Raw genomic sequence first — 25,589 nt, 5'->3', positions numbered from 1 at the left:
ACTGCGAACGCCGCCGTCGAGCACCCGCTCGGTGGCGGCGTTCGCGCATCCGCTGCCGGCACCCGGCGGGTCGCGTAACGTCCGGTCCATGCCGAAGTCGCTCTTCTGGGCCCGGACCGACACCGCCGGATCCGAGCACGTCGTGCTCGACGACCGCCAAGGGCTGACCGCGCAGGGCGTGGCGCTGGCCGTGGACCCGATCCCGTACACCTGCCGTTACCGCCTGACGGTCGCGCCGGACTGGTCGACCAGCCGGCTGGAGGTCGACGCGGACGGCGCCGGCTGGGCGCGGAGCGTACGCCTGGAGCGGGGCGGCGACGGGTGGCGCGTGCGTACCGGCGAGGAGGGTGACCTGGACGCGGCGCTGCGGGCGGTCGGGCGTCCGCCGGTGGGCCTGCCCGGTACGGACGACCCGGACCGGCTGGCCGAGGCGCTCGACGTCGACCTGGGCGGTTCCCCGCTGACCAACACGCTGCCGATCCGCCGGATCGGGCTGGGCCGCCTCCCCGCCGACCTGGCGACGAGCGTGACGGTGGCATGGGTGCTGCTGCCCGGCCTGACGGTGCTCCCCGCCGAGCAGGTCTACACCTCGCTGGGTCCGGGCCGGGTGCGGTACGCCGGGGACGGGTTCACGGCCGACCTGGAGGTCGACCCGGAGGGCTTCGTGGTGCGCTATCCCGGGCTCGCGGAGCGGGTCGACCCACGCTGACCGTCGGACCAGCGCCACCACGGCCCGCCGCCTGCCGGCCGGCCGGTCAGGTGCGCAGCCCGCGCAGCAGGACGCCGAGGTAGCGGTCGGCGGCGGCCTGGTCGCTGATCGCCACGGCGTGTTGCACGCCGCACATCAGGCTGCGCAGGTCGTCGGCCGTGATGTCGGATCGGACGGCGCCGGCCTGCCGGGCTCGGTGGAGCAGGTGGTCGAGCGCGTCGAAGAAGTCGGCCGCCGGGGCGACGGCGTCGGCGGTGAGGTCGTCGCTTGCGGCCAGCACCTCGGCCAGCGCCGGTTCCTCGCGGAGCAGCCGCAGCCCGGTCGACATCAGCTGCTCGAACCCGGCGACGGGATCGGCGGCGGCGGCGCTCGCCCGCGCGTCCGCCGCCAGCCGGGTGAAGCTCGGTGCCGCCAGCGCCTCGATCAGCACCTGCCGGCTGGGGAAGTGCCGGTAGGCGGTGCCGACGCCGACGCCGGCCGCCTTGGCGATCGCGTTCAGCGGCAGGTCGCGGTCGCCGCCGTGTAGCCGGGCGGCGGCCACGGTGAGCATCTGCTCGCGGACCCGGGCGGAGTCCGCCCGCAGCCGTCCGCCCGTGCCTGTCGACATGGCGAAAGGATAACTCATCCGCTGACCTGCTAGGCTGGGCGCAGATCGGATAGATGATCCGATCGGATCACACATCCGCTGAGGAGCTGTCATGGCTGTGAGCTGGACCGTCGCCGACATCCCCGACCTGACCGGCCGCACGGCCGTGGTGACCGGCGCGACCAGCGGGCTCGGCCTGGTCGTCGCGCGGCAGTTGACGGCGCACGGTGCGACCGTGATCGCGGCGGTCCGCGACGTGGACAAGGCGGCCCGCGTCCTGCCCGGGGTCGAGGCGCGGCGGCTCGACGTCGCCGACCTGGACTCGGTCGCCGCCTTCGCCACCGGCCTGCACGCACGGGGGCGGCCCCTCGACCTGTTGGTCAACAACGCCGGCATCGGCGGCCACCAGGGCCGCCGGCTCAGCCCGCAGGGCATCGAGATGCAGTTCGCCACCAACTTCCTCGGCCACTTCGCGCTCACCGGTCGCCTGCTCGACCTGATCCGCGACGGCGGGCGCGTCGTGCACGTCGGGTCCGGCCTCTACCGGATCTTCCGGGTGGCGCCGCCGTTCGACGACCCGGCCGCCGAGCGGTCCTACTCGCCCTCGCGGGCGTACGTGGCGTCCAAGCTCGCGAACCTGCTCCTCGGCCTGGAACTCGACCGCCGGTTGCGGCGCGCCGGCCGGCCGGTGCAGAGCCTGGTCGCCCATCCCGGCCTGGCGAGAACCGCGTTGAACGACGACATCCGCCGCCCGGCCCTGCGCGCGACGATGGCGGTCCTCCAGGCGCTGATCGGCCGGCCGGCCGAACGCGCGGCGGTTCCGCTGCTGTTCGCCGCCACCGCCCCCGGGGCCCGGGGCGGGGTCTTCATCGGCCCCGGCAACCGGAAGTCGGACGACCGGGTGCACCTGGATCCGGTCGCCGCGCCCGCGAACGACCCGGCCGTCGCCGGCCGACTGTGGGACCGGGCCCGCACCTGGTCCGCCGTCGAGTACCCGCCGGACCTGCGGTGACGACAGACGCCGGTCAGGCCGGCCAGGTGCCGTCGGCCAGGAACCGGTCGACGGCGGTGAGGTACGGGGCGAGGTCGAGACCCTGCCCGGCCACCCACCGGTCGGAGTAGTACGTGTCGACGTAGCGGTCGCCCGGGTCGCAGATCAGCGTCACCACCGAGCCGGTTCGGCCGGCGGCGCGCATCTCGGCGATCAGCCCGAACGCGCCCCAGAGGTTGGTGCCGGTGGAGCCGCCGACCCGGCGACCGAGCACCGCCGAGCCGGCGCGCATGGCGGCCAGCGACGCGGCGTCCGGCACCTGCACCATCCGGTCCACCACGCTGGGCAGGAAGGACGGCTCGACGCCGGGCCGGCCGATGCCCTCGATCCGGGAGCCACGACCGGTGCGGACCGACCAGTCGCCGGCCTGCCACGCCGGGTAGAACGCGGAGTTCTCCGGGTCCACCACGCACAGCTTGGTGGGCAGTCGGCGGTAGCGGGCGTACCGGCCGATGGTGGCGCTGGTGCCGCCGGTGCCGGCGCCCACCACGATCCAGGCCGGCACCGGGTGCCGCTCCAGCGCGAGCTGCGCGTAGATCGACTCGGCGATGTTGTTGTTGCCCCGCCAGTCGGTGGCCCGCTCGGCGTAGGTGAACTGGTCCATGTAGTGACCGCCGGCGTCCTCGGCCAGCCAACGCGCCTCGATCACCACCTTGGCCGGGTCCCGGACCAGGTGGCAGCGCCCGCCCTGGAACTCGATCTGGGCGATCTTCTCCGGCGAGGTGGAGGCCGGCATGACCGCGATGAACGGCAACCCGAGCATCCGCGCGAAGTACGCCTCGGAGACCGCCGTCGACCCGGACGACGCCTCGACGATCGTGGTGTCCCGGCGGATCCAGCCGTTGCACAGCCCGTAGAGGAACAGCGAGCGGGCCAGCCGGTGCTTGAGCGAGCCGGTCGGGTGCACCGACTCGTCCTTGAGGTAGAGGTCGATCCCCCATGCCCGGGGCAGCGGGAACGGCAGGAGGTGGGTGTCGGCGGACCGGTTGGCGTCCGCCTCGACCGTGGCGATCGCCTCGGTGAGCCAGCGCCGGGCGGCCTCGTCACACCGGTCGAGATGAGTCACGCCGGCAACGTTACAAGCGAGGCCGACTCGCATCCGTCCGGACCCGGCGCGACTGCCGGCGCTGCCCGGCCCGGCCGGCGGCGCGCACCACAGGCGTGAGGGCCAGGGCGAGCCGGGGGAACGCGTCGAGCAGCCGGACCTGCGCGCCTCGCCAGCGCGGCAGGCTGACCACCGGGCGCGGCCGGCGGGCCAGCCGGACCGCCCGCGCGGCCACCCGCTCCGGCGTCAGCAGCGACCCGGTGAAGGACGCCAGCGCCCCGGGGTCGTCGAGCTTGTCGTGCAGCATCGGCGTCCAGATCCCGTCCGGGCACAGACACGACACGTGTACGCCCCGGACGCCGGCCATCCGCAGGTCGGTCAGCGTGCCGAGGCTGAACGCCAGCAGGGCGTGCTTGCTGGCCGCGTACACCGTCTCGCCGGGCGCGGCGATCAGCCCGGCCAACGAGACGACATTGAGCACGTGGCCGTGGCCCTGCTCCCGCATGACCGCCACGGCGGCCAGCGTGCCGTTGACCGCGCCGAGCGCGTTGACCTCGATCACCCGCTGTCGGGTTTCGGCGTCCTGCTTCCAGGCCGGACCGGTGACCAGGATGCCGGCGTTGTTCACCCACAGCCCAAGCCCGCCCGGCCCGCCGGCCGCCTCGGCGGCGACCGCCGCGCAGGCGGCCTCGTCGCGGACGTCGAGCGGGCGGGACCAGCCGCCCAGCGGCCCGGCGACGGCGCCCACCGCCTCGGCGTCGACGTCGGTCAGCAGCACCCGCCAACCGTCGGCGTGCAACGCGGCGGCGAGCGCGCGGCCCAGTCCGCCGGCCGCGCCGGTCACCACGGCGGCACCCCGCCCCGAGGTCGTCATCGCCGCACGCTATCCGCCCGCACCGGTCGCGGGCCAGCCCTTTGGCCGGGCCTTGCCGGGGCCGGGCCGGGCCGGCGGAGAGGCGGCAGTGGTATCCCGCGCGTCCGCCTACAAGGTTGATGGCACAGATGAGTCAGGCCGGGTCGTCGGGTTCCGCACCGATGTCGACGGGCGAAGCAGGACCCGCTGGTGGCCGCCGGAGGCTCGCCATCCGAGCCCGGCGCAGCGAGTGGACTCCCGGAGGCCGTGAGCTGGCCCTGGCGCTCCCCGTGCTGCACCCCGCCCACCCCAGCATCCGCGCACCCCACCCCTGCCCGCATCCGCAGCCGCGCCCCGCACCGGCCCCCGGCCCCGGCACCCGCACCGGCCCCGGCACCGGTTTCACGGAAAGAGTGCTTATTCCGGTCCGAACAACCACTCTTTCCGTGAATGTGGGCGGCGCGGGGGTGCGGGAGGGCGAGGCGCGAGGGCGAGGCGGAAGGGCGAGGCGGGAGGGGCGAGGCGGGAGGGGCGAGGCACTGGTGCTCGCCTGAGTCGTTTACGCCATCAAGGTTGTAGGCGCAGCGAAATGGCGTCCCCGGGCCGGCCGGGCGAGGCCGGCGGACGGGTCGTCAGGGTGTGGGAGGTTCGAGCGGCTGGGGGCGGTTCTCCCACTTGGTCGACAGCGCGATCCCGGTGCGGGTGGAGGCGACCCCGGGCGTCCGGTTCAGCCGGACGATCAGCTGTTCCAGCTCGGCGATGGTGCCGACCCGCGCCTTGAGCAGGAAGGATTCGACGCCGGCCATGAAGTAGCAGGACTCGATCTCGGGGATCTGGCGGAACGCCTCCAGCACGTCGTCGGTGTCCGCGTCGGAGTTCTCCACGATGCCGATCAGCGCGGTGACCCCGAGCCCGATCGCCTCCGGCTCGACCTCGGCGCGGTACGCCCGGATCACCCCACCGGACTCCAGTTTGCCGACCCGCTCGTGCACGGCCGGCGCGGAGAGGCCGACCTGCCGGGCCAGCTCGGCGTACGACAGGCGGGCGTTGCCCCGTAGCAGCTCCACGAGGGCCAGGTCGATCGTGTCCACGGAGAGTGACCCTATCCTCTGAGCCGTGACCGGAGGCGGACGGCACCCGTTGAACATGACGGTACGTTGCCATTCACAAACGTCCCGTCACGGAGGTTCTACGCCGGTACCATTTCCTAACTTCGCAGTGTGTGCGTATTTCGCGTTTGGCGGACACGCCCGGTCCCTGGTGCTGTAATTGCCATACGTCCCTCATGACGGCTCTGGGCTCGCACCGGCCGGGGGCAGTGTGTTCAGCCGGGGGCTTCGTCGACGCGAGGAGGGGGCTGTGGACACTGGAGATCGCCTGCTGACACCGGGTGAGGTCGCTGCGCTGTTTCGGGTGGACCCGAAAACCGTGACCCGATGGGCAGCGGCCGGCCGGATCGGCAGCATCCGGACTCCAGGCGGGCATCGCCGGTTTCGGGAATCCGAGGTGCGAGCTCTGCTTGAGGGGGAGGGCATGCTGGACGAGGCGGAGGACATGGGCAAGGCCCGCAACATGGGCCCGACCGCTTCGACCGGACCCGGCCCGGCAAACGCCGGCATGTACTGAGCGAGCGGGCGCGGTCCGGCCGGTGAGGCGGGCCGCGCCCCGGCCGATGGTGTGCGCCGGTGCCGGCCGCTCCGGTGGTGAGCCGGTCAGGCCCCGTGCCCGTCCCGGCCGTCCCGGCCGCTCACGTCCCGGCGGTCCGCGTCGGGCACGTCCCGGCGGTCCGCGGCGAGCGTGCCCGACCAGCGCCGGAACAACGTGTGTTCGACGCCGAGCGCGTCGAGCACCTTCCCGGCCACGAAGTCGACCAACTGCTGCGCGGAGGCCGACGCGCCGGCACCGTAGAAGCCCGGACTGGCCGGCAGCACCACCGCGCCGGCGTCGTGCAGCGCGATGAGGTGTTCCAGGTGGCTGCGGGTCACCGGGGTCTCCCGGGGCACCACCACGACCGGGCGGCGCTCCTTGAGGTTCACCTCGGCGGCGCGCTGGAGCAGGTCCTTGGAGAGACCTATCGCGATGCCGGCGCAGGCCGCGGTGCTGGCCGGCACGACCGCCATGCCGCGTACCCGGTAGGAGCCGCTGCTCGGGCCGGCGGCCAGGTCACCGGCGGGCCAGTACCGGAGGTCCGCGCCGGCGAGGTCGCGGTCGAGCCACGCGGCCAGGTCCGCGGCCCAGTGCGCGTCCCGGAAGGGCCGGCCGGTCTCGTCGAGCACGGTCAGTCGGGCGGCCCGGGACACGACCAGGTCGACCGCCGTGCCGGCGTCGAGCAGACCCCGGACGACCGCCGCCGCGTACGGCGTCCCGGAGGCACCGGAGACGCCCACCACCCATGGTTCGCGCATGCCGTAAGCCTGCCAGGCCAAATGTCCGGTGGGTCGACGGGGCTTCCCGCCGCATGGGATTCTCTGATCCGGCGATCCACCTCCATGGAAGGGCCGGTGATGACGGCGGCGGTGCTGCGGGCGCTGCGTTCCGACTGCCCCGTCGCGCCCCGGTTCTCCCCGTACGCCGACGAGGTGCAGGGCTGGCTCGTCGACCACCTCGACCGGCTCGGCCTGCCGCTGGATCCGGGTACCCGCCGACGGCTGGCCCGCGCCGGCTTCGCCCGGTACGCCGGCCGGCTCTACCCGGACGCCACCGAGCCCGACCTGCGGGTGCTGGCCGCGCTGTTCACCTGGTTCTTCCTGGTCGACGACGCCTGTGACGGGCCGGACGGGCTGGCCCCGGCGCAGATCCGCGCGCTGCGCGACGGCGCGCTCGCGCTGCTCCGCGAGGGCCCGCGAGCCCGCCACCCGGGGTTCACCGGTCCGCTACGCCGGCTGCTCGTGCAGGCGTGGCGGGAGCCACGGCACCGGATGCCGGCTCGGTGGCGGCTGCGCTTCGCCGACGCGGTGGCCGACCACCTCGACGGCGTCTCCCGGGAGACGGCTGCCACGTCGGCCGGCCGGCCGCCCGGCGTCGCGGAGTACGTCCGGTTACGCCGGGCCACCTCGGCGGCGTACGTGTCGTACCCGCTGATCGAGTTCGCCGCCGGTCGTCCGCTGCCCGACGCGGTCTACCACCATCCCGCGCTGCGCCGTCACGCCGACCTCGCCAACGACCTGCTCTCCTGGTTCAACGACATCGCCTCGCTGGAGCGGGACCGGGTCACCGGCGGGGGGCACAACCTGGTACTGGCGGTGGCCGCCGAGCGGGGCGTGCCGTTGCCGGCCGCGGTCGACCTGGTGGCCGCGCACTGGCGCGCCGAGATGAGCCGCTTCATGGCGCTGCGCGCGGCGGTGCCGTCGTTCGGCCCGGCGTTGGACGAGGCCGTCACCACCCATCTCGACGGGGTGGCCGCCGCCGTGCGCGGCACTGTCGACTGGACGCTGGAGAGCGCCCGCTACCCGGTCGCCGCGACGCCCTGACCGCCCGGCGGACGACCGGCACCGGCGCCGAGCCGACCCGCCCGACCCGGTCAGGGTCGCAGACCGAGCCGGACCACCAGGTCGAGCAGCGCGAGCACGAACAACGCGATGCCGACGAACCCGTTGGCGGTGAAGAACGCCCGGTTGACCTTGCTCAGGTCGGTGGGGCTGACCACCAGGTGCTGGTAGCCGAAGGCGACCGCGGTGAGCGCCAGCCCGATCCACCACAGCCAGCCGAAGCCGACAAGCGCGCCGAACCAGATGAACAGCGCGAACGTCACCACGTGCGCGACCGTGGAGGCGTGCAGCGCGAAGCGCCGGCCGTACCGGGCGGGGACGCTGTGCACCCCGATCTCCCGGTCGATCTCGGAGTCCTGGCAGGCGTAGATCAGGTCGAAGCCACCGATCCAGAGGCCGACGGCGGCGCCGAGCAGCCAGGCCGGGCCGGAGCCGTCGAGCGTGCCGGTGACCGCCAGCCACGCGCCGACCGGGCCGACCGCCTGGGCGACCGCGAGGATGGCGTGCGGCCAGTTGGTGAAGCGCTTGCCGTACGGGTAGACCACCAGCGGCACCACGGCCAGCGGCGCGAGCATCAGGCAGAGCGGGTTGAGCAGCGCGGCGGCGGCCAGGAAGACCACGAGCGCGACGGCCGCTCCGGTCCAGGCCGTCCGCACGCTCACCGCCCCGGTGACCAGTTCCCGGTTCGCGGTACGCGGGTTCCGCGCGTCGATCCGCCGGTCCAGGATCCGGTTGGCGGCCATCGCGAACGTCCGCGCGCCGACCATCGCCACCGTGATCAGCAGCAGGTCCCCCCACCGCACCCGCCCCCCGTCGACCCGCATCGCGGTCAGCGCCGACAGGTACGCGAACGGCAGCGCGAACACCGAGTGCTCGATCGCGACGAGCTTCAGGAAGGACGTGACCCGGCCGGGCCGTTCCGCCACCGCGGTCATCAGATTCCGTACTCCTGCCAGCGCTTGTCGACCAGGGACGTCACCTCGGGCGACATCCGCATCTCCTCCGGCCAGCCCCGCGTGTACCCCTCGGTGGGCAGCTTGCGGGTGGCGTCCACGCCGGCCTTGCCGCCCCAGAACTGCTGATACGAGGCGTGGTCCAGGTGGTCCACCGGGCCCTCGGTGAGGAGCAGGTCGCGGGCGTAGTCGACGTTGCCGAAGGCGCGGAACGCGACCTCGTTGTAGTCGTGCACGTCGCAGTCCTCGTCGACGATCACGATCAGCTTGGTCAGCGACATCATGTGCGCGCCCCAGATCGCGTTCATCACCTTCTGCGCGTGCTTCGGGTAGCGCTTGCGGATCGACACGATCGCGCAGTTGTGGAACACGCCGGCGGCGGGCAGGTCGTAGTCGACGATGTCCGGGATCAGGAACCGCAGCAGCGGCGCGAAGATCCGCTCGGTGGCCTTGCCGAGCCCGTGGTCCTCCTGCGGCGGCTGGGACGTGACGATCGAGTGGTAGACCGGGTCGCGCTGCATGGTCATGGTCTCGATGTGCAGCACCGGGAACGGCTCGACCGGCGTGTAGAAGCCGGTGTGGTCGCCGAACGGCCCCTCGGGCAGCCGCTCGCCCGGTTCGAGGTACCCCTCCAGCACGACCTGCGCGTGCGCCGGCACCTGCAACGGGACGCTCAGGCAGTCGACCATCTCGACCCGCTCCCCGCGCAGGAAGCCGGCGAACAGGTACTCGTCGATGTCGGCGGGGAGCGGCGCGCTGGCCGCGTACGCGACCGCCGGGTCGGCGCCGATGGCGACCGCCACCGGCAGGCGCTGCCCGAGCCGCTCGGCGACCGCGTGGTGCGCGGTGGAGTTCTTGTGGATCTGCCAGTGCATGCCGAGCGTGTTCCGGCCGTGCTGCTGGAGCCGGTACAACCCGAGGTTGCGCTTGCCGGTCTCCGGGTGCTTGGTGTGGGTCAGCCCGAAGTTGTGGAAGATGCCGCCGTCGCCCGGCCACACCTGCAACCCGGGCAGCCGGTTCAGGTCGACGTCGTCGCCCCGGTAGACCACCTGCTGGCAGGGGGCGGTCCGGACCTTCTTCGGCGGCATGGACTTGAGCTGCATGACCTTGCCGAGCCCACCCATCATGCCGGTGAAGCCCTGCGGCAGCTCCGGCTTGAGCAGCTCGCCGATCCGCGCGCCGATCTCGTCGAGCGACTCGACGCCGAGCGCCATGGCCATCCGCTTCTCGGTGCCGAACAGGTTGACCGCCACCGGCATCTCGCCCCGGGTGGGCCGCTCGAACAGCAGCGCCGGCCCGCCGGCGCGGACGGTCCGGGTGACCACCTCGCTGATCTCCAGCGTGGGGTCGACCGGGACGCTCACCCGCCGCAGCTCACCGGCGCGTTCCAGCGCCGCGAGGAAGTCCTTGAGATCGTCGTACGGAAAGCCACGCCCCATGCCTCCATCCTCCCCCACCCCCCTGAGGTGCAAGGAAGGGCCCCTTCTTAACGCCTGCGGTAGAGGCGGGGGCCCCTTTTAACGCCCCGTCGGGCGGGTAGTCGGCGGCATGGACGACGAGCGGGTGCCGGCGGGGTTCAGCGAGCAGCGGGCCCAGGTCGGCGACGTGGAGATCAACTACGTCCGAGGGGGCCAGGGGCCCACGCTGGTCCTGCTACACGGCTACCCGCAGTGCTGGCGCATGTGGCGGCACGTGCTGCCGGAGCTGGCGCGCTCCTTCGAGGTGATCGCCCCCGACCTGCGCGGCTTCGGCGACAGCGACGCCCCGCCCGGCGGGTACGACAAGAAGACGGTCGCCGCCGACCTGCACGGGCTGCTCACCGCGCTCGACCTGGCCGGGGACATCCGGCTGGTCGGCCACGACCTCGGCACCATGGTCGCGTACGCCTATGCCGCCGCCCACCCCGACGCGGTCGCCCGGCTGGTGCTCAGCGAGGCGCCGGTCCCGGACGAGAGCGTCTACGCCATGCCCGCGCTCACCGCGGCCGGCCCGGCGGTGTGGAACTTCGGCTTCTTCACCGTGCCCAACGGCCTGCCCGAGCAGCTCGTCGCCGGCCGGGAGGCGCTCTGGGTCGACCGGTTCACCGACTCGATCATGGTGAACAAGGGCAGTCTCGGCCCGGACGACATCGAGGAGTACGCCGATCACCTGCGCGACGAGGCGCACCTGCGGGCCAGCTTCGCCTACTTCCGGGCGTTCGGGCAGGACGTCGCGGACAACACGGCGTACCGGGGCACGAAGCTGCCGATGCCGGTGCTGGCCGTCGGCGCGCAGGCCAGCCTCGGCGGGCAGGTGGCCGAGCAGGTGCGCCGGTACGCCGACCGGGTCACCGGCGAGGTGGTCGAGGACTGCGGCCACTGGCTGTTCGAGGAGCAACCGGCGAAGCTCACCGCGCTGCTGCTGCCGTTCCTCAAGGGTTGACGAACGGGCGGGTCAGCCCCGGCGGGCCGACTCGACGAACGCGCGCCAGGCGGCCGGGCGGAACGTCAGCACCGCTCCGGCGCGGTCCTTGCTGTCCCGGACGGCGACGACGCGCGGCAGGTTGTCGGCCACCTCGACGCAGTCACCGCCGTTGGTGCTGCTCCGGGTGCTGGTGCGCCACCGGGCGCCGGTCAGGTCCGCCATGTCTCCGCCACCTCCGCTAGCAACTCCATCGACTGCCGGGGCGGCAGCGCCTCCCCCTCGATCGACTCCCAGGACGACCGGACCGCCAGCACGTCCTCGGTGTGATCGATCACCTGGCCCTTGAGCTGATCGTCCAGATAGACGACGTCCTCCCCGGTGGGGAGCGTAGCCAGCACGAAGGCCCCGGCGACACCGGGATATGCGCCGACCGAGGCGGGCACCACCTGGAGTCGGACCCGGGGCCGCGCCGCCCCCGACGCGAAGGAGGGGCCCCTTGTTAACGCCTCCGGTAGAGGCGGGGCCCCCGCTTAACGCCCGCCGCCTCAACGCCCGCCGCCTTACGCCCGGCGCCCGCGACCGGCGCCCGCGACCGGCGCCCAGGCGTACCGACGCCCGCTTCAGGCGGCCGGCTCCCAGGCGTACGCGCTCAGGGGTTTGTCGAGCGGCGCGGCGGTGAGCCGGTTCGCGAACGTCGAGATGGTGTATGTCCCGACGCCGAGCACGACGTCCAGCGCGTGCCGTGGCTGCCAGCCGGCGGCCAGGAACGCGTCCAGCTCGGCGTCTCCGACCGCGCCCCGGTGGTCGAGCACGGCGACGGTGAACCGGCGCAGCGCCTCCAGCCGGGGCTCGGGCAGCACGCCGCCGGTTCGCAGCGCGTCGATCAGCTCGGGCGCGGCGTCCTGCCGGGTGAGCGTGGCGGTGTGCATGGCCACGCAGAGGTGGCACGCGTTGCGGGTGGCGACCGTCAGCACGACCACCTCCCGGGCGACCGGGTCGAGGTCGGTGGCCTCGAAGGCGGCGTTGGCTGCGAGGAAGCCCTTGAGCAGCTCGGGCGAGCCGGCCATCAGGCCGACGGCGGCGGGCAGGTGGCCCAGCTTGCGGTGGACGCCGGCCATGACCGGGCGGGCGGCGGCCGGTGCGGTGTCGGGTTGGTACGCGGTGAAGCGGGACATCAGGGGTCCCTTCTCGTAAGATAGTCAACGTGGTTGACCAAACCGTAAACCAGGTTGTCGAACATGGCAACGCCTGACCGCCCCGGCTTCGCGCTGCCGCTGCTCCTGCTGGCCGGCTTCCGTACGCTCGTCGACGACCTGCACGCCGAGCTGGCCCGGCACGGGCACCCCGAGCTGCGCCCGGCCCACGGCTTCGTCCTCCAGGCCGTCGGACCGACCGGCACCACCGCCTCCGACCTCGGGCAGCGCCTCGGCGTCTCCAAGCAGGCCGCCGGCAAGACGGTGGACCGGCTGGTCGCGCTCGGCTACCTGGAACGGGTGGACGACCCCGCCGACGCGCGCCGGAAACTGGTCCGGATGACCGCCCGGGGCCACGACGGGTTACGCCGCTCGGCGGTCGTCTTCGACGCGCTGCGCGACAGGTGGGCGGCCACGCTCGGCGCGGACCGGGTCGCCGCCATCGAGGACGACCTGCGCCGGATGGTCCCCGCCGACGTGTTCCGCCTCGACGTGCCGGGCTGGTTCGGCGGGTGACGGACACGAAAGGGGCACCCGACCGACGTCGGGTGCCCCTGTCCGAACACCACTACCGGAAGATGACGTCACTTCTGTTGACCTTGCAGTTGGCGTCGTTCCAGCCCTCACCGAGGTAGCTCGGCTCGCTGCCCTTGGCCACACCCTTGTACTTGCCGCAGATGACCGCCGAGCCGATCACGACCACGCGAGTGATCGTCGCGGTGTCGTTCCAGTTGCTGTTGATGCCGGCGAGCATGTCGATGTCGTCGACGAGGACGTTGTCGACACGCACGTGGCGGGTGTACGAGGTGGAGCAGTTGCCACAGGCGCGGTACAGCTTGCCGGTCCCCTTGAGGTAGAAGCCGGAGATGCTGACGGTGCCGTTGCCGTTGTGCTGGAAGGTCTTGTCGCTGCCACTGCGCGCGCCGCCACCGATGACGTAGGACGTACCGCCGTTGGTCTGCTTGAAGGTGGCGGCGTCCTCCCCGATGTCGTTCCACCACACGTTGCGGATCGTGCAGGTGCCCTCGCAGTGCACGCCGTCACCGGCGGGCGAACCGAGGATGACGTTCTGGAGCGTGCCCCCGTTGGCGATCTTGAACATCGGGTCCTGCGACTCGCCCTGCCCACCGTCACCCATGCAACAGTAGGTCTTCATCCCGCCGTCGAAGGTGCCGGAGACGTTGACCGTGCTCGAGATGTTCACCGAGCCGGCCGACGACGGCCACGCACCTGTCGGCGTACCCGGGTTGCCGGTCGGGCCGGACGTCGGACCGCTGGTGGGACCACTGGTCGGGCTGGTGGTCGGGGTCGACCCGCCGCTGGCGTACGTCTCGAACTCGGCGATCCGCGGGGTGCCGGACGCGCTGGTGATGACGAAGGAGATCTTCTTCAGCGACGTCGAGGAGAAGGTGATGACGCTCGGGGCGCTGCCGCCGCTGGCCAGGACGGAGCCCGTGTCGTAGTTCTTGAGTTGCCAGCCGCTGATCGAGCCGCCGCCCGAGGCCTGCACGATGACGGCCGAGGACACCGTGGTGGCGCTGCCCCACTTGACCGAGACCGTGCCGGTCGAGCCGCTCGGCGACCAGTAGGTGCCGGCGTTGCCGTCGATGACGTTGCCGTAGCTGGTGCCATCAGCCTTGCTGGAGCCGTCAGCGCCGGCGCCGAGGCTCAGGTTCGTGGCGGCCGACGCGCTGGGGACCTGCAACGCCAGCGCGACGACGGCGCCCGCGACCGCAGCGACACCGCCGGTCAGCCACCGAGTGGCGACTTTGCGTCTCATCCGGTTTCACCTTTCACGCGTGTGTACTCTGAGTTAGAAAGCGCTTTCTGGCAAACCATAGACATTTATCGATGTTTACGCAAGGGCAACACGTCCGTCATCATGGGCGGATGGACGACGCGTACGTGGTGGGCGATCCTGACGGGCTCAGCCCGCTCCAGACCGAGATCCGCGACGCGGTGGCCCGCGAGCTGCACGCCCAGTTCGCGCTCCGGGCCGACCGCCTCGACCTGGCCGACCTGCCCGAGGTGGCCTACCAGATCACCCGTCGGATCGACGAGCTGCTGAGCCGCCGCGTCACCGCCTCGTAGGCGTCCTCACCTCCGACCGCCGCCGTCACCGCCCTTTCGCCGTCGGTGACGGCCGCGTCACGCGCCCCCACGTCAACTGGGTTCCCGCAACGAGGCGGCCGGTCCGCCCGGACGGGCACGAGCGAACGGCCGTGGAAATCGGAGATCCCATGAAAAGGCTCGCTCTCCAGGCCGGGCTGGCCGCGTCGGCCCTCACCGCCGCGCTGCTCGCCGGCGCGCCCCCGGCCTCGGCCGCCACCACCACGATCCCGTTCGCCCCCACCCAGGACAGCTACGTCAGCTCGTCCAGCCCGAACGCCAACTTCAACAGCACCAACTCCCTCGTGGTCGGCGCCGCCCCGGTCCGGATCTCCTACCTCCAGTTCACCGTCACCCGCCTGACCGACCCGGTCTCCAGCGCCCGCCTGCGGCTGCACGTCCGGAACACCGCGAACGCCCCCAGCCCCAACGGCGGCACCGCGCAGAAGGTCGGCACGTCCTGGTCGGAGAGCACGCTGACCTACGCCAACCGGCCGGCGTCCGTCGGCGGCCCGCTCGGCTCGCTCGGCACGGTCCGGAGCAACACCTGGTACGAGCTGGACGTCACCGACGCCGTCACCGGCAACGGCGAGGTGGCGTTCTCGCTGTCCTCCACCAACCCGGACGGCGCGTTCTACGACAGCCGGGAGTCCGGCACGTACGCGCCGATGCTGATCGTCACCACCGGCCCACCGCCGACCGGGGACAACGTGCTGCTCAACGCTGGTGACATCTCGGCGTGCAGCACCACCGGCGCCGCGCAGACCGCGCAGATCATCGCCCGCGAGCCCGGCACCGTGATGGCCGGCGGCGACCTGACCGACAGCGGTACGGCGGCGCAACTCGCCGACTGCTACGACCCGACCTGGGGGCAGTTCAAGAGCCGCACGAAACCCATCCTCGGCAACCACGACTACCTCACCGCCAACGCCAAGCCCACGTTCGACTACTTCGGCCCGGTCCTGCCACCCGGCAAGGGCTACTACTCCTTCGACAAGGCCGGCTGGCACATCATCGTGCTGAACACCAACTGCTCCCACGTGGGCGGCTGCCAGGCCGGCTCGCCCCAGGAGAAATGGCTGCGCGCGGACCTGGCCGCACACCCGAACCGCTGCACGCTGGCCCAGTACCACCACCCGTTGTTCAGTTCCGGCGGCCGGACGTCGTCGAACGTACGCCCGCTGTTCCAGGCGCTCTACGACGCGGGCGCCGAGATCGTCATCAACGGCCACAACCACCAGTACGAGCGGTTCGCCCCGCAGAACCCGTCCGGCGTGGCCGACCCGACCCGCGGCATCCGGGAGTTCGTGGTCGGCACCGGCGGCCGGCCGCTGATGAAGACGTTCCCCGAGCCGGCCGCGAACAGCCAGGCAAAGAACGGGAACACGTTCGGAGTGCTCAAGCTGACGCTCTCCCCGAACGCCTACACGTGGCAGTTCCTACCGGTGACCGGCGGAACCTTCACCGACTCGGGCGTCGACAGCTGCCACTGAGTCGGCGTCACACCCTCCTCATAGGATCGCGGACGCCGGCCCGCTCGGGCCGGCGTCCCCGTCCGCAAGGAGTTCGATGAGACGTCTGCGCGTTTCGGCCGGCGCGGCGGCGCTGGCCACGCTCGGGGTGGTCGCGGCGCTGCCGGCCCCGGCCACCGCCGACCCCGGTCCCGGCTGGGTCGGCGGCTGGCTCGGCGACACCACCCTCGGCGGTCCGGGCGCACCCGCCCGCACCGCCGCCTTCTCGCTCAGCAGCGACGCCGACGCGACGCACCCGCGCGTCCGCATCGACGTGAGCGGCCTCGCCGACGTCGCCACCGCCACGTTCCCGGCCGGCTGCGACCGGGTGGGCGCGGTGGCGACCTGCCCGATGCCCGCCGACGCCACCACCGACGAGTTCGGCGGCGTGACCGGCACCGTCCCGATCGTGCTCCGCACGGTGGCCGGTGCGGTCGACGGCGCCGCCGGCACGATCGCCTGGGCGACGCTGGCCGACGGCGTCGACGGCGAGGCCCAGCAGGCGGCCGTCACGGTGCGCACCGGGCCCGACGCCGTCGACCTGGTCGACGCATACGTGGAAGGCGCCGGCACCGGCGACCGGCTGGCCGTGCCGGTGACCCTGGTCAGCGCCGGCGACCAGCCGGTGACCGGCCTGCGGGCCACGTTCCGCTTCCCGGTGGGGCTGGAGCCGGCGGCGTTCCGCAACTGCCGGTACGGCACGGGTGGCCAACTCAGCACCGTCGTGGTCTGCCACTTCGGCCGCGAGCTGACGCCGGGCCGGCGCTACGAGGTGCCCGGTGGTCTCCCGACCACTGTCGGCCCCGCCGCGGTCGGCGACAAACGCATCGTGCAGACCGTGGCGCCCGAGGCCACCGCCGGTCCGCTGCCCGAGGGCGTGGTGCTGCGGCGTCGCCCGGCGGACGCGGCGCTGCGGCTGCGTCCGGTCGGCGGCACGGTCGACGTGCTCGGCCCGGATCAGCAGTACGCCTCCGGTCAGTTCTATCTCCGCGCCGTCCGCGGGGCGTTCGACGTGGTCGCGCTCGGCGCGAGGGCCGCCGGGGCGACCGGCGACACGGTGCGGGTCCGGGTCGGCCTGCGCAACGACGGGCCGGGCGTGCCGGACGGCACCGTCTCCGGCGGCGACGCCGCCCACTTCACGTTCACCCCACCGGCCGGGACGGTGGTGACGAACGCGCCGGAGCACTGTTCGGGCTACGGCGACGAGGAGGACCCGGGCGCGCCGATCGCCTGGTTCTGCACGCTGCCGGACGCGGTCTTCCCGGCCGGTGACGCCTTCCTGGTCGACGTGGACCTGCGGATCGACGGCCCGTTGGGCGCGCCAGGCTCGGTAGCCGTGCCCTACAGCTACCCCCGGCCCGACGACGACCCGACGAACGACACCGCCCCGGTCGTCATCGGCTGACCGGGCGACGACGCGACCGCCGGGAGTCGCCCGACTCCCGGCGGTCGATGCCGCGCCCAAGTCGATGCCGCGCCCCGGTCGGCGAGGGACGTGGCGGTGCGCGCCCCGGAGGAGCCGCCGCCGTCAAGACCCCTGAACGGTGATCGGCCGGACGGCCGAAGACCGAACGGCCCGTCTCCGCGCACGTTCGGCAGTCCGGGCACCCCGACGGGGCCACGACACGCCCCCCGGCAGCCCGTTTCCGCATTGCCTGTTCGGACCCGCCAACACGAATTCCCGGGAAACGCGTCACCCGTCTGGACCGAGCCACCTGCACAGTTCGTACCACTGCGGACAGTCGCCGTCGGGCAAGTAAGTTTTCCGACGTTGCGATGCCCCCTCGGCGAATGGTTCGGTCAGTTCACCGAAACAATTCTTTCGCGAATTGGTGGGTGACAACGGCCATGGCAACATTCGACCAGAAACACCAGACCGTGCGTGGCAACCAATTCAACGCCGACCGGATCGACCTGAGCGACGCCACGTTCACCGGCCTGCCGGACGACGACCCGACCACGCTCCTCCACCGGCTCGACGCCGTCCGCGCCGCCGTCGCGCAGGCGATCGAGCGTGGCGTCATCGCCCCGTCGGCCGGCGCGGCGATCAGCGAGGAGCTGCGGGTCGCCGCCGCGAGCATCGCCCGCGACGACCGGGCGGAAGCGTCGACCCGGGTCCGCCGGGCCACCGAGGCGCTTCAGGTCGCGGCGCCCGTGGCGGCCATCGGCGCCGCGTTGGTGACCGTGTGGAACGCGCTCGGCGGGATCTCCTGATGGCCGGCTACGACCAGCGCAACCAACGGGTCTTCGGCGCGCAGATCAACGCCGAAACGGTCATCGCCGGCATGACCACGAGCCCGGACGAGTTGATGGGCTACGGCCGGCGTGCCATTGCGGAAGGGCTCTACCCGAAGGCGGTCGAGTTCTTCACCGAGGCGATCGCCAAGGGCGCGGCCGGCGCGGACCCGCACTATTATCTGGCGCTCGCACTGCTCGGCGGTCGCAAGCCCAGCCGGATGGGAAGCGGTGCCCAACGGACCATGGACCAGGTGGACGAACACCTCGGTCGGGCCCTCCAGATCGAGCCGACCGCCGCCCACGTCCGCGCGCTCTGGATCGCGCTCAAACGGGACCACTACGCCGACCGCATCGACCACGGGCCGAGCGTGGAGGAACTCCAGGCCGGTCTCGGCGCGGTGGCCCCGGTGCACGCCGCCGAGATCACCCCCTTCACGGAGAGCCGGGAGGACCCGCTCTGGCAGGCCACGCTGGCGGTGGCCCGGGCCGGGATCGAGGCGCGCCGGCCGAACGTGCACCGCTACTTCATCCGTATCCCGAAGCCACCACTACTCGGCACCGCCAAGACGATGATGATCATCGGTGGGGTGCTGGCCGGGCTGGGCCTGATCCTGCTGCTGATCGCGTTGAAGGAGACGGTGCTGTGCTGCCTGGCGGTGCCGCTCGGCATCGGCGGCGCGGTCATGCTGGTCAAGGGCTTCCAGGAGTACACGTCGTTGACGTCGGCCTACCAACGCGACCTGGCCGCGTCGCAGCCCAGGCCGACCGACGAGCAGATGGACCTCTGGCTGTACTTCGACAAGTTCGGCATCAGGGACCACGCGCTGCGGCACCTGGACACCGCCCTGGACGATCTCGTCTGCGAGCCGCAGCTCGTCATCGGGCCGGCGTCCCCCACCCAGCAGGCGCGCGGCCAGGACGGTGTGCTGCGCTTCTCGCGCTACAAGATCGTCATCCTGCTCCTGGGGCAGAGCCGGATCTCGGTGTTCTCCTGCGAGTGGGACTTCATCCGCTGCATCGTGTCGAACACCGACGCGTTCGACTTCCGCTACCGCGACATCACCGGCCTGCGGATGCGGCAACTGCACGGGGCGACCGAGGGTAGCCAGCTCGTGATCAAGGGAGAGGACGGACAGGACGTCCCGGTCCACTTCAACAAGATCTTCGAAATGATCATCGCGGGCACCGACCGGATCGCCGTCACCATCGACGTCACCGAACAGGGCACCGGCACCGGGCTGCAACCCACCGGGGCCACCGCCACCGAACGACTCATCCGACGCCAACTGGACGAGGCGGGACGCTAGACCGCCGCGGTCGGCACCCCCGGCCGGCCGCGGCCCCGCGTCAGTTGACCCCGGCGTACGAGTGCAGGCCGGTGAAGAAGAAGTTGACCCCGAACAGGTTCATCAGCATGGTCAGGAAGCCCACCACCGCGATCCAAGTGGCCACGTTGCGTTTCACACTCGGCGTGGCCCGCGCGTGCAGGTAACCGGCGTACACCACCCACGAGATGAACGCCCAGGTCTCCTTCGGGTCCCAGCCCCAGGCGCGACCCCAGGCCGCCTCGGCCCAGATCGCGCCCGCGATGACCGCGAACGTGAAGATCGGGAACGCGAACGCGTGCGTCGTGAAGGTCAGCCGCTCCAGCCCGGCCGCCGCCGGCAGCCGGCGGGCCAGGGTGTACGGGAAGCTACGCCGCCCCTGCTCCCAACCGGCCCGCATCAGGTACGCGGCGGCCGGCACCACGCCCAGCAGGAAGATGCCCGAGGCGAAGATGATCGTCGACACGTGGATGATGAACCAGTACGACTGGAGCGCCGGCATCAGCGGCACGACCTGGACATAGAGCTTCAGCTCGGCGAACGCCAGCAGCAGCACCATCACCAGCGTCAGGAACAGCCCGAGCCGGCGCAACGACGGCTGCTTCCAGAGCACCACGAGCCACGCGGCCACCCCGATCCAGGTGACCGTCAGTACGAACTCGTACATGTTGCCCCAGGGCATCCGCTCGGCGGCGATGCCCCGCGTGACCACCGCGCCCAGGTGCAGCGCGGCGGCGAGCGCGGTGAGCCAGGCGGCGATCCGCCCGGCGAGCGCGGCCCGTGCGGCCGAACGGTCGGGACGCGGCGGTGCGACCGGCGCGACCGGCTCGTCGACGGTCCCCCCGGTGCTGCCGACGCCCGCGCCGACCAGCTCGCGGGCCGGGGTGGCCACGGCCACCTTCCGCGCGTTGCCCAACGCGAACTCCACGGCGTGGCTGATCATCGCGATCAGGTACGTCAGGATCGCGAACGTGACCAGCTGATCCGAGAGTGCGGACATCACTCGTCTCCTTCTCGCGCCCGCCGCTGCTCCGGCCCGCCGCCGCTGACCGCGGCGACGAGCTGCGCGAACTCGTCGGCGAACCCTGGGTGCTCGGTGCGCGGCAGCCCACCGGCCTCCACCAAGCTACTACCGCCCGTCGGAGATCCACCGGCGGGGGGCGACACCCGGAACCAGACCCGCCGCCGCCGGGCGAAGAGCGAGCCCATCAGCCCGAGCAGCAGCGTGCCGCTGGCCACCAGCAGCAGCGTCTGACCGGGTGCGTGCCGGATCGCCAGCGTCACGTACGGCCGGGTGCCGACGAACTCCAGCGTGCTGCCGTCGTCCAGGGTCCACGTCTCGCCCGGCCGCAGCAGCTTCGTGCCGACCTGCTTCAGCTTGCCGTTGTCGACCTGCCGCTGGTCGAGTTGGTAGACCGAGCCGGGGATGCCGGCGTCCAGCCCCAGGTTGCCCCGGTAGGCGGTCAGGTTCAGCGCCGGGTTCCGCTCGGCCGGGAACTGCGACGCCACGTACGGCGCGCGGTCCCCGGCGGTGGGCAGGTAGAGCCCGTCGAAGGCGACCTGCTGGTCCGGAGCGCGGGTGCCGGTCTTCGGGTCGACGTTCGCGTCCGGGAAGACCGCCACGCCCTCCTCGGTGGCGTTCGGGTCGCCGGTGCGCAGGAACGGGTCGTCGCTGGTCTGGCTGGTGCCGAACCGGTCGGTGTACTTCAGCACCGGCGCGTAGCCGTTGCCGAGCAGGTAGACGTTCGCCGCGTCGAGCCGCAGCGGCGAGTTGACCGAGAAGCCGGCGGTGCGGGGCGTGCCACCGGGCTCGTCGACGCTGACCGTGGCCCAGAAGCGGGACGCCTGCCCGGAGTCCAGGTAGTCGGCCTCGAACTTCTCCAGCGTGAGGCAGAACGGCGGCAGGTCGGCGCTGTCCACCCGCGGGCCGAGCGACGCCTCGGCGTACTGCTGGCGGGTGTTGCAGAACGCGTTGTCCGCGCCGGCGACCAGGATGCGGTTGCCGTGCCAGCCGTACCAGGAACCGACCGCGACCCCGAGCAGGACGGCGATCAGCGACGTGTGGAACAGCAGGTTGCCGGTCTCCTTGAGGTAGCCCTTCTCGGCGGAGACCTCGTTGCCCCGGACGGTGACCCGCCACCGGCGGCGGCGCAGCACCGCCGCGATCGCCGTCGGGTCGGCGGCGGCCGGGGCCTCCAGCACCGCGTGCTGCGGCAGCCGCTCCAGCCGTTTCGGCGCGGCCGGCGGGCGCATCCGCAACGCCCGGACGTGGTCGCGGGTACGCGGCAGGATGCAGCCGATCAGCGAGGTGAACAGCAGCACGTAGATCGCGGAGAACCAGACCGAGCCGAAGACGCCGAACATGCCGATCTGGTCGAGCCGGGGCGCCAGGTCGGGGTGGTCGACGAACCACTTGTCGACGTTCTCCGGGTTGACCCCGCGTTGCGGCAGCACCGAGCCGGGGATGGCGGCGATCGCGAGCAGGAACAGCAGGATCAGCGCGGTACGCATGCTGGTGAGCTGCCGCCACGAGTTGCGCAGCAGGGCCAGCACCGGGTTGACCCGCCGCCGGGGCGCCTCCGCCGGCGGGGTGGCCGGTCGGTCGTCCACGGACGTCATCAGATGCTCACCTCACCCACGCCCACGTGCGTCTGCAACCAGATCACCACGTTCGTCCAGCCGCCGGTGACCAGCGCCAGGCCGATCACGATCAGCAGGGCCCCGCCGACGCGGGTGACCCACCGGCTGTTGCGCCGGACGGCGCGGAACACCCCGAGCAGGCGTTGAAAGCCCAGCCCGAAGACGACGAACGGTACCCCCAGCCCGAGGCAGTACGCCACGGCGAGCACCACGGCCCGGTCGGCGCTCCCCTCGGTGGCCGCCAGGCCGAGCACCGCGCCGAGCGTCGGCCCGGTGCAGGGCAGCCAACTCAACGCGAAGACCGCGCCGAGCACCGGCGCGCCGAGCAGGCCGGCGGCGGGCAGCGCGCGGATGCGGAACTCGCGTTGCATGCCGGGGATCACCCCGAGGTAGCCGAGCCCGAGCACCACCACCAGCGCGCCGATGACGATCTCCAGCGTGCGCTCGTACCGGAAGAAGAGCTTGCCGACGCCGGAGAAGAGGATGGCGGTGGAGACGAACACGGCGGTGAAGCCGGCGATGAAGAGCAGCGTGCCGGCGAGCACCCGCCCCTTCACCGCGGCGGCGGTCCGTGCCGGCGCCGCCCGCTCCGCCAGGCCCACACCGCCGCCGCCGCTGTTAACAGGGGGCCCCTCCTCTACCGGAGGCGTTAACCGGGGGCCCCTCCTTGCACCCTCCAGGTCGGTGCCGGCCAGGCCGGTGACGTAGGAGAGGTAGCCGGGCATCAGGGGGAGCACACAGGGGGACAGGAAACTGACCAGGCCGGCCAGCGCCGCCGCGCCGATCGCGAGCAGCAGCGGGCCGGACGCGGCGAGCCGGGCGAACGTCTCGCCCATCAGCGGGAGCCGTTCGGCGCCGGCCGCTCGGCGGCGACCTTCTCCACGATCGGCCGCAGCTCGTCCCGGGTCACCGCGCGGCGGATCACCACCGCGATGCGTCCGTCCCGGTCCAGCACCACGGTCGCCGGGGTGCTGTTCGGCGGGATGTCGAAGTTGAGCGCCTGCCGGCTGGACGGGTCGAAGATGCTCGGGTAGGTGACCCGGCCCTCCTCGAAGGCGATCGCCTTGTCCTTGCTGTCCTGCACGTTGATGCCGAGGAACGTCACGCCGACGCCCTTGGTGGCCTGGTAGGTGGCCTCCAGGTCGTCCGCCTCGGCCCGGCAGGGCGCGCACCAGGAGCCCCAGAAGTTGACCACCACGACCTGCCCACGGTCGCGGGCGACGTCGTAGTTTCCGCCGGTGAGCAGCTCACCGCTCACCTTCGGGGTCTTGGACCGCTGCTCCGGGGCGCAGGTCACGGTGAGCCCGTCGGCCGCGCACCGGCTCTCCTGGCTGCCGGAGGAGCAGCCGACCAGCGCCGTACCGGCGGTGACGGCGGCGAGCAGGGCGGCGGCGAGCCTCCGGGTGAGCATCAGGCCCCCTTGGCCGTCCGGGCGGTCGGCGAGATCGCGATCAGGTGGGCCGCCGGCTCGGAGTAGCCGATGCCGGCGATCCGGGCGCCGTCGAAGTGGAACGAGGTGAGGCTGGCCAGGCCGCACTGCCGGCGACGCGGGTCGTGCCAGAGCCGCTTGCGCTCGACGTAGCGGCGCAGCGTCCAGATCGGGAGCTGGTGCGAGACGAGCACCGCCTCGCGCCCCTCGGCGGCGACGCGGGCGGCGTGCAGCGCGGCGAACATCCGCTCCGCGATCACCTGGTACGCCTCGCCCCAGGACGGCGTGACCGGGTCGCGCAGCACCCACCAGTTGCGCGGGTCGCGGAACGAACCGTCCCCCGGCGAGACCTTCTTGCCCTCGAACCAGTTCGCGCTCTCGATCAGCCGCTCGTCGACGCCGACGGAGAGGCCGAACTGCGCCGCGATCGGCTCGGCGGTCTGCTGGGCGCGTTCCAGCGGGCTGGCCACCACGTGCACCACGGTCCGCTCGGCGAGCGCCTGGGCCGCCGCCTTGGCCATCTGCACGCCCAGCTCGGAGAGGCGGAAACCGGGCAGCCGGCCGTAGAGGATGCCGTCCGGGTTGTGCACCTCACCGTGCCGCAGCACGTGCACCACAGTCTCCGCCATTGGTTACCCCCCGTGTCCCGCCGCCGCTGCCGCCGCCCGCGCCGCCACCGGCAGGGCGGCGGCGATCTGCTCCCACGCGGCGTCGTCGATCGCCGCCGAGACGAACCACGACTCGAACGCGCTCGGCGGAAGGTAGACGCCACCGGCGAGCATCGCGTGGAAGAACGCCTTGAAAGCCGCCACCTGCTGGGTGCGGGCGCTGTCGTAGTCGCGCACGTCGGCGTCGGTGAAGAAGATCGAGAACATGTTGCCGGCGGTGGAGAGGCGGTGCGGCACGCCGGCCTCGGAGAGCGCCTCGGTGGCGAGCTTGCCCAGCGCGGCGGACGTCTCGTCGAGGCGCCGGTAGAGCGCGTCGTCGGCGAGCCGCAGCGTGGCCAGGCCGGCCGCGCAGGCCAGCGGGTTCCCCGACAGCGTGCCGGCCTGGTAGACCGGGCCGGCCGGGGCCAGCTTCGCCATGATCTCCGCGCGCCCGCCGAACGCCGCCGCGGGCAGGCCGCCACCCATGACCTTCCCGTACGTCCACAGGTCGGCGTCGGAGGCGTCGAGGCCGTGCCAGCCGGCGCGGGAGACCCGGAACCCGGTCATCACCTCGTCGACGATGAGCAGCGCGCCGTGCGCGTGGGCGATCCGGGCCAGCGCGGCGTTGAAGCCGTCGCGGGGCGCGATCACGCCCATGTTGCCGGCCGCCGCCTCGGTGATGATCGCCGCGATGTGCTGCCCCTCGGCGGCGAAGGCGGCCTCGACCGCGCCCAGGTCGTTGTAGGGCAGCACGATGGTGTCGCCGGCCGCCGCGCCGGTCACGCCGGGCGAGTCGGGCAGCCCGAACGTGGCGACGCCGGAGCCGGCGGCGGCGAGCAGCGCGTCGGAGTGGCCGTGGTAGCAGCCGGCGAACTTAATGATCTTGGCGCGACCGGTGAAGCCGCGGGCCAGCCGGATCGCCGACATGGTCGCCTCGGTGCCGGAGTTGACCAGGCGCACCTGCTCGACCGGCGTCCGCGCGACGATCTCCTCGGCGAGGTCCACCTCGCCCGGGGTCGGGGTGCCGAAGCTGGTGCCCAGCGTGGCGGCCTCGCGCAGCGCCTCCACCACGGCGGGGTGGGCATGGCCGAGGATCAGCGGGCCCCAGGAGCAGACCAGGTCGACGTAGCGCCGCCCGTCGGCGTCGAACAGCCAGGGCCCCTCCCCCCGGACCATGAAGCGTGGGGTGCCGCCGACCGCGCGGAACGCACGCACAGGGGAGTTGACCCCGCCGGGCACGAGAGCCTTGGCGCGGTCGAACAGGGCCTCGGAGGCCGGAGCGTCGGCCGGGTAACGGCCGGATCCGGCGGAAAACGTCTCGGTCACGATGCCCCCATTGTGTCAGCGCCCGACCCCTCCCCGACCAGCACCCCGCCCCGGGCGTTACCCGCCTCACCCCCCGTGCGGTG

Annotated in this window: 27 protein-coding genes and 1 pseudogene; 11 read left to right on the top strand and 17 right to left on the bottom strand. The window is 72.6% G+C overall.

What is annotated here, in order from left to right:
• Positions 1-88: 88 nt before the first annotated feature.
• Positions 89-709, top strand: a complete 621-nt coding sequence (locus C8054_RS00360) for a putative glycolipid-binding domain-containing protein (RefSeq protein ID WP_107154925.1) — start codon at positions 89-91, stop codon at positions 707-709.
• Between the two features lie 46 nt (positions 710-755).
• On the opposite strand, the gene C8054_RS00355 is transcribed toward C8054_RS00360, so the two are convergent.
• Positions 756-1,316 carry a TetR/AcrR family transcriptional regulator gene (locus tag C8054_RS00355; protein ID WP_158273772.1) on the bottom strand — a complete coding sequence of 187 codons (561 nt, stop codon included), beginning with the start codon at positions 1,314-1,316 and terminating at the stop codon, positions 756-758.
• Positions 1,317-1,407: 91 nt separating this feature from the next.
• Here C8054_RS00355 and C8054_RS00350 point away from each other — a divergent pair, with 91 nt between their 5' ends.
• Positions 1,408-2,307, top strand: coding sequence for an SDR family NAD(P)-dependent oxidoreductase (locus C8054_RS00350; protein ID WP_107154639.1), 900 nt, complete (start codon positions 1,408-1,410; stop codon positions 2,305-2,307).
• A 13-nt stretch (positions 2,308-2,320) separates the two neighbouring features.
• Here the strand turns inward: C8054_RS00350 and C8054_RS00345 are convergent, their stop codons facing one another.
• From C8054_RS00345 to C8054_RS00335, 3 genes are all read right to left on the bottom strand, one after another.
• A complete protein-coding gene (locus tag C8054_RS00345) occupies positions 2,321-3,412 on the bottom strand; it encodes a PLP-dependent cysteine synthase family protein (RefSeq protein ID WP_107154638.1) in 1,092 nt (363 codons plus the stop codon).
• A gap of 10 nt (positions 3,413-3,422) precedes the next feature.
• Positions 3,423-4,265 (bottom strand): SDR family oxidoreductase, encoded by an 843-nt coding sequence (locus C8054_RS00340; protein ID WP_107154637.1) that lies wholly within the window; start codon positions 4,263-4,265, stop codon positions 3,423-3,425.
• Between the two features lie 611 nt (positions 4,266-4,876).
• Positions 4,877-5,335, bottom strand: a complete 459-nt coding sequence (locus tag C8054_RS00335; protein ID WP_107154636.1) for an Lrp/AsnC family transcriptional regulator — start codon at positions 5,333-5,335, stop codon at positions 4,877-4,879.
• A 268-nt stretch (positions 5,336-5,603) separates the two neighbouring features.
• On the opposite strand from C8054_RS00335, the gene C8054_RS00330 reads away from it, so the two are divergent.
• The gene (locus C8054_RS00330; protein ID WP_013473529.1) at positions 5,604-5,870 is read left to right on the top strand and encodes a BldC family transcriptional regulator; all 267 of its coding nucleotides are present in this window, start codon (positions 5,604-5,606) and stop codon (positions 5,868-5,870) included.
• A gap of 86 nt (positions 5,871-5,956) precedes the next feature.
• Here the strand turns inward: C8054_RS00330 and C8054_RS00325 are convergent, their stop codons facing one another.
• Positions 5,957-6,649: a UbiX family flavin prenyltransferase gene (locus C8054_RS00325; RefSeq protein ID WP_107154635.1), complete on the bottom strand. Its 693-nt coding sequence runs from the start codon at positions 6,647-6,649 to the stop codon at positions 5,957-5,959.
• A gap of 99 nt (positions 6,650-6,748) precedes the next feature.
• On the opposite strand from C8054_RS00325, the gene C8054_RS00320 reads away from it, so the two are divergent.
• A complete protein-coding gene (locus tag C8054_RS00320; protein WP_107154634.1) occupies positions 6,749-7,714 on the top strand; it encodes a terpene synthase in 966 nt (321 codons plus the stop codon).
• Positions 7,715-7,764: 50 nt separating this feature from the next.
• On the opposite strand, the gene mqnP is transcribed toward C8054_RS00320, so the two are convergent.
• Complete coding sequence (gene mqnP / locus C8054_RS00315; protein ID WP_199199439.1) at positions 7,765-8,667, bottom strand: menaquinone biosynthesis prenyltransferase MqnP; 903 nt, start codon at positions 8,665-8,667, stop codon at positions 7,765-7,767.
• On the bottom strand, positions 8,667-10,124 hold the full coding sequence (locus C8054_RS00310) for a menaquinone biosynthesis decarboxylase (RefSeq protein WP_107154633.1): 1,458 nt from the start codon (positions 10,122-10,124) through the stop codon (positions 8,667-8,669). Before C8054_RS00310 ends, mqnP begins: the two co-directional genes overlap by 1 nt.
• Before the next feature lie 109 nt (positions 10,125-10,233).
• Here C8054_RS00310 and C8054_RS00305 point away from each other — a divergent pair, with 109 nt between their 5' ends.
• Positions 10,234-11,106 (top strand): alpha/beta fold hydrolase, encoded by an 873-nt coding sequence (locus tag C8054_RS00305; protein ID WP_107154632.1) that lies wholly within the window; start codon positions 10,234-10,236, stop codon positions 11,104-11,106.
• Between the two features lie 12 nt (positions 11,107-11,118).
• Here the strand turns inward: C8054_RS00305 and C8054_RS00300 are convergent, their stop codons facing one another.
• From C8054_RS00300 to C8054_RS00290, 3 genes and pseudogenes are all read right to left on the bottom strand, one after another.
• The gene (locus C8054_RS00300) at positions 11,119-11,310 is read right to left on the bottom strand and encodes a DUF397 domain-containing protein (RefSeq protein ID WP_107154631.1); all 192 of its coding nucleotides are present in this window, start codon (positions 11,308-11,310) and stop codon (positions 11,119-11,121) included.
• Positions 11,298-11,549, bottom strand: a pseudogene (locus C8054_RS00295) (Scr1 family TA system antitoxin-like transcriptional regulator); the annotation flags it as partial. The pseudogene C8054_RS00295 and the gene C8054_RS00300, both read right to left, overlap by 13 nt.
• A gap of 159 nt (positions 11,550-11,708) precedes the next feature.
• On the bottom strand, positions 11,709-12,263 hold the full coding sequence (locus C8054_RS00290) for a carboxymuconolactone decarboxylase family protein (RefSeq protein WP_107154629.1): 555 nt from the start codon (positions 12,261-12,263) through the stop codon (positions 11,709-11,711).
• Positions 12,264-12,326: 63 nt separating this feature from the next.
• On the opposite strand from C8054_RS00290, the gene C8054_RS00285 reads away from it, so the two are divergent.
• Complete coding sequence (locus C8054_RS00285) at positions 12,327-12,797, top strand: MarR family winged helix-turn-helix transcriptional regulator (RefSeq protein ID WP_107154628.1); 471 nt, start codon at positions 12,327-12,329, stop codon at positions 12,795-12,797.
• 52 nt (positions 12,798-12,849) lie between these two features.
• On the opposite strand, the gene C8054_RS33145 is transcribed toward C8054_RS00285, so the two are convergent.
• The gene (locus C8054_RS33145; RefSeq protein WP_107154627.1) at positions 12,850-14,061 is read right to left on the bottom strand and encodes a pectate lyase; all 1,212 of its coding nucleotides are present in this window, start codon (positions 14,059-14,061) and stop codon (positions 12,850-12,852) included.
• A 110-nt stretch (positions 14,062-14,171) separates the two neighbouring features.
• Between C8054_RS33145 and C8054_RS00275 the strand changes: the two genes are divergently transcribed.
• The 5 genes from C8054_RS00275 (at position 14,172) to C8054_RS00255 (ending at position 19,446) form a co-directional block, all read left to right on the top strand.
• Positions 14,172-14,372, top strand: a complete 201-nt coding sequence (locus C8054_RS00275) for a hypothetical protein (RefSeq protein WP_107154626.1) — start codon at positions 14,172-14,174, stop codon at positions 14,370-14,372.
• Positions 14,373-14,521: 149 nt separating this feature from the next.
• Positions 14,522-15,883, top strand: coding sequence for a DNRLRE domain-containing protein (locus tag C8054_RS00270; protein WP_107154625.1), 1,362 nt, complete (start codon positions 14,522-14,524; stop codon positions 15,881-15,883).
• A 76-nt stretch (positions 15,884-15,959) separates the two neighbouring features.
• Positions 15,960-17,306: a hypothetical protein gene (locus tag C8054_RS00265; RefSeq protein WP_107154624.1), complete on the top strand. Its 1,347-nt coding sequence runs from the start codon at positions 15,960-15,962 to the stop codon at positions 17,304-17,306.
• A gap of 473 nt (positions 17,307-17,779) precedes the next feature.
• Positions 17,780-18,115, top strand: a complete 336-nt coding sequence (locus tag C8054_RS00260) for a hypothetical protein (protein WP_146179825.1) — start codon at positions 17,780-17,782, stop codon at positions 18,113-18,115.
• The gene (locus tag C8054_RS00255; RefSeq protein ID WP_107154622.1) at positions 18,115-19,446 is read left to right on the top strand and encodes a hypothetical protein; all 1,332 of its coding nucleotides are present in this window, start codon (positions 18,115-18,117) and stop codon (positions 19,444-19,446) included. The genes C8054_RS00260 and C8054_RS00255 overlap by 1 nt, the downstream gene beginning before the upstream one ends.
• Positions 19,447-19,486: 40 nt before the next feature.
• Here C8054_RS00255 and ccsB read toward each other — a convergent pair whose 3' ends face one another.
• Genes ccsB through hemL form a run of 6 tightly spaced genes read right to left on the bottom strand, consistent with a single transcriptional unit; the run spans position 19,487 to position 25,506 of the window.
• The gene (gene ccsB, locus C8054_RS00250) at positions 19,487-20,464 is read right to left on the bottom strand and encodes a c-type cytochrome biogenesis protein CcsB (protein WP_107154621.1); all 978 of its coding nucleotides are present in this window, start codon (positions 20,462-20,464) and stop codon (positions 19,487-19,489) included.
• Entirely contained in the window at positions 20,464-22,083 is a 1,620-nt protein-coding gene (locus tag C8054_RS00245) for a cytochrome c biogenesis protein ResB (protein WP_107154620.1), read from the bottom strand. Before C8054_RS00245 ends, ccsB begins: the two co-directional genes overlap by 1 nt.
• Complete coding sequence (locus C8054_RS00240) at positions 22,083-22,940, bottom strand: cytochrome c biogenesis CcdA family protein (protein WP_107154619.1); 858 nt, start codon at positions 22,938-22,940, stop codon at positions 22,083-22,085. Before C8054_RS00240 ends, C8054_RS00245 begins: the two co-directional genes overlap by 1 nt.
• Entirely contained in the window at positions 22,940-23,515 is a 576-nt protein-coding gene (locus tag C8054_RS00235; RefSeq protein WP_107154618.1) for a TlpA disulfide reductase family protein, read from the bottom strand. Before C8054_RS00235 ends, C8054_RS00240 begins: the two co-directional genes overlap by 1 nt.
• Positions 23,515-24,162, bottom strand: a complete 648-nt coding sequence (locus C8054_RS00230; RefSeq protein ID WP_107154617.1) for a histidine phosphatase family protein — start codon at positions 24,160-24,162, stop codon at positions 23,515-23,517. The genes C8054_RS00235 and C8054_RS00230 overlap by 1 nt, the downstream gene beginning before the upstream one ends.
• 3 nt (positions 24,163-24,165) lie before the next feature.
• Positions 24,166-25,506 carry a glutamate-1-semialdehyde 2,1-aminomutase gene (gene hemL / locus C8054_RS00225; protein WP_107154616.1) on the bottom strand — a complete coding sequence of 447 codons (1,341 nt, stop codon included), beginning with the start codon at positions 25,504-25,506 and terminating at the stop codon, positions 24,166-24,168.
• Positions 25,507-25,589 lie beyond the last annotated feature (83 nt).

Source organism: Micromonospora sp. RP3T, from assembly GCF_003027925.1.
In the GTDB taxonomy this organism is placed as follows: Bacteria; Actinomycetota; Actinomycetes; order Mycobacteriales; family Micromonosporaceae; genus Micromonospora.
Note: the sequence above shows the minus strand (reverse complement) of the source record. Positions and strands in the feature narration are given on the sequence as shown.

Coding starts and splice junctions, on each gene's coding strand:
- C8054_RS00265 (WP_107154624.1), top strand. CDS start 15,960: ATGAGACGTCTGCGCGTTTCGGCCGGCGCGGCGGCGCTGGCCACGCTC.
- C8054_RS00230 (WP_107154617.1), bottom strand. CDS start 24,162: ATGGCGGAGACTGTGGTGCACGTGCTGCGGCACGGTGAGGTGCACAAC.
- C8054_RS33145 (WP_107154627.1), bottom strand. CDS start 14,061: ATGAGACGCAAAGTCGCCACTCGGTGGCTGACCGGCGGTGTCGCTGCG.
- C8054_RS00340 (WP_107154637.1), bottom strand. CDS start 4,265: ATGACGACCTCGGGGCGGGGTGCCGCCGTGGTGACCGGCGCGGCCGGC.
- C8054_RS00350 (WP_107154639.1), top strand. CDS start 1,408: ATGGCTGTGAGCTGGACCGTCGCCGACATCCCCGACCTGACCGGCCGC.
- C8054_RS00285 (WP_107154628.1), top strand. CDS start 12,327: ATGGCAACGCCTGACCGCCCCGGCTTCGCGCTGCCGCTGCTCCTGCTG.
- C8054_RS00360 (WP_107154925.1), top strand. CDS start 89: ATGCCGAAGTCGCTCTTCTGGGCCCGGACCGACACCGCCGGATCCGAG.
- C8054_RS00320 (WP_107154634.1), top strand. CDS start 6,749: ATGACGGCGGCGGTGCTGCGGGCGCTGCGTTCCGACTGCCCCGTCGCG.
- C8054_RS00235 (WP_107154618.1), bottom strand. CDS start 23,515: ATGCTCACCCGGAGGCTCGCCGCCGCCCTGCTCGCCGCCGTCACCGCC.
- C8054_RS00325 (WP_107154635.1), bottom strand. CDS start 6,649: ATGCGCGAACCATGGGTGGTGGGCGTCTCCGGTGCCTCCGGGACGCCG.
- C8054_RS00290 (WP_107154629.1), bottom strand. CDS start 12,263: ATGTCCCGCTTCACCGCGTACCAACCCGACACCGCACCGGCCGCCGCC.
- C8054_RS00240 (WP_107154619.1), bottom strand. CDS start 22,940: ATGGGCGAGACGTTCGCCCGGCTCGCCGCGTCCGGCCCGCTGCTGCTC.
- C8054_RS00310 (WP_107154633.1), bottom strand. CDS start 10,124: ATGGGGCGTGGCTTTCCGTACGACGATCTCAAGGACTTCCTCGCGGCG.
- C8054_RS00270 (WP_107154625.1), top strand. CDS start 14,522: ATGAAAAGGCTCGCTCTCCAGGCCGGGCTGGCCGCGTCGGCCCTCACC.
- C8054_RS00355 (WP_158273772.1), bottom strand. CDS start 1,316: ATGTCGACAGGCACGGGCGGACGGCTGCGGGCGGACTCCGCCCGGGTC.
- C8054_RS00275 (WP_107154626.1), top strand. CDS start 14,172: ATGGACGACGCGTACGTGGTGGGCGATCCTGACGGGCTCAGCCCGCTC.
- C8054_RS00300 (WP_107154631.1), bottom strand. CDS start 11,310: ATGGCGGACCTGACCGGCGCCCGGTGGCGCACCAGCACCCGGAGCAGC.
- C8054_RS00255 (WP_107154622.1), top strand. CDS start 18,115: ATGGCCGGCTACGACCAGCGCAACCAACGGGTCTTCGGCGCGCAGATC.
- C8054_RS00245 (WP_107154620.1), bottom strand. CDS start 22,083: ATGACGTCCGTGGACGACCGACCGGCCACCCCGCCGGCGGAGGCGCCC.
- ccsB (WP_107154621.1), bottom strand. CDS start 20,464: ATGTCCGCACTCTCGGATCAGCTGGTCACGTTCGCGATCCTGACGTAC.
- C8054_RS00305 (WP_107154632.1), top strand. CDS start 10,234: ATGGACGACGAGCGGGTGCCGGCGGGGTTCAGCGAGCAGCGGGCCCAG.
- mqnP (WP_199199439.1), bottom strand. CDS start 8,667: ATGACCGCGGTGGCGGAACGGCCCGGCCGGGTCACGTCCTTCCTGAAG.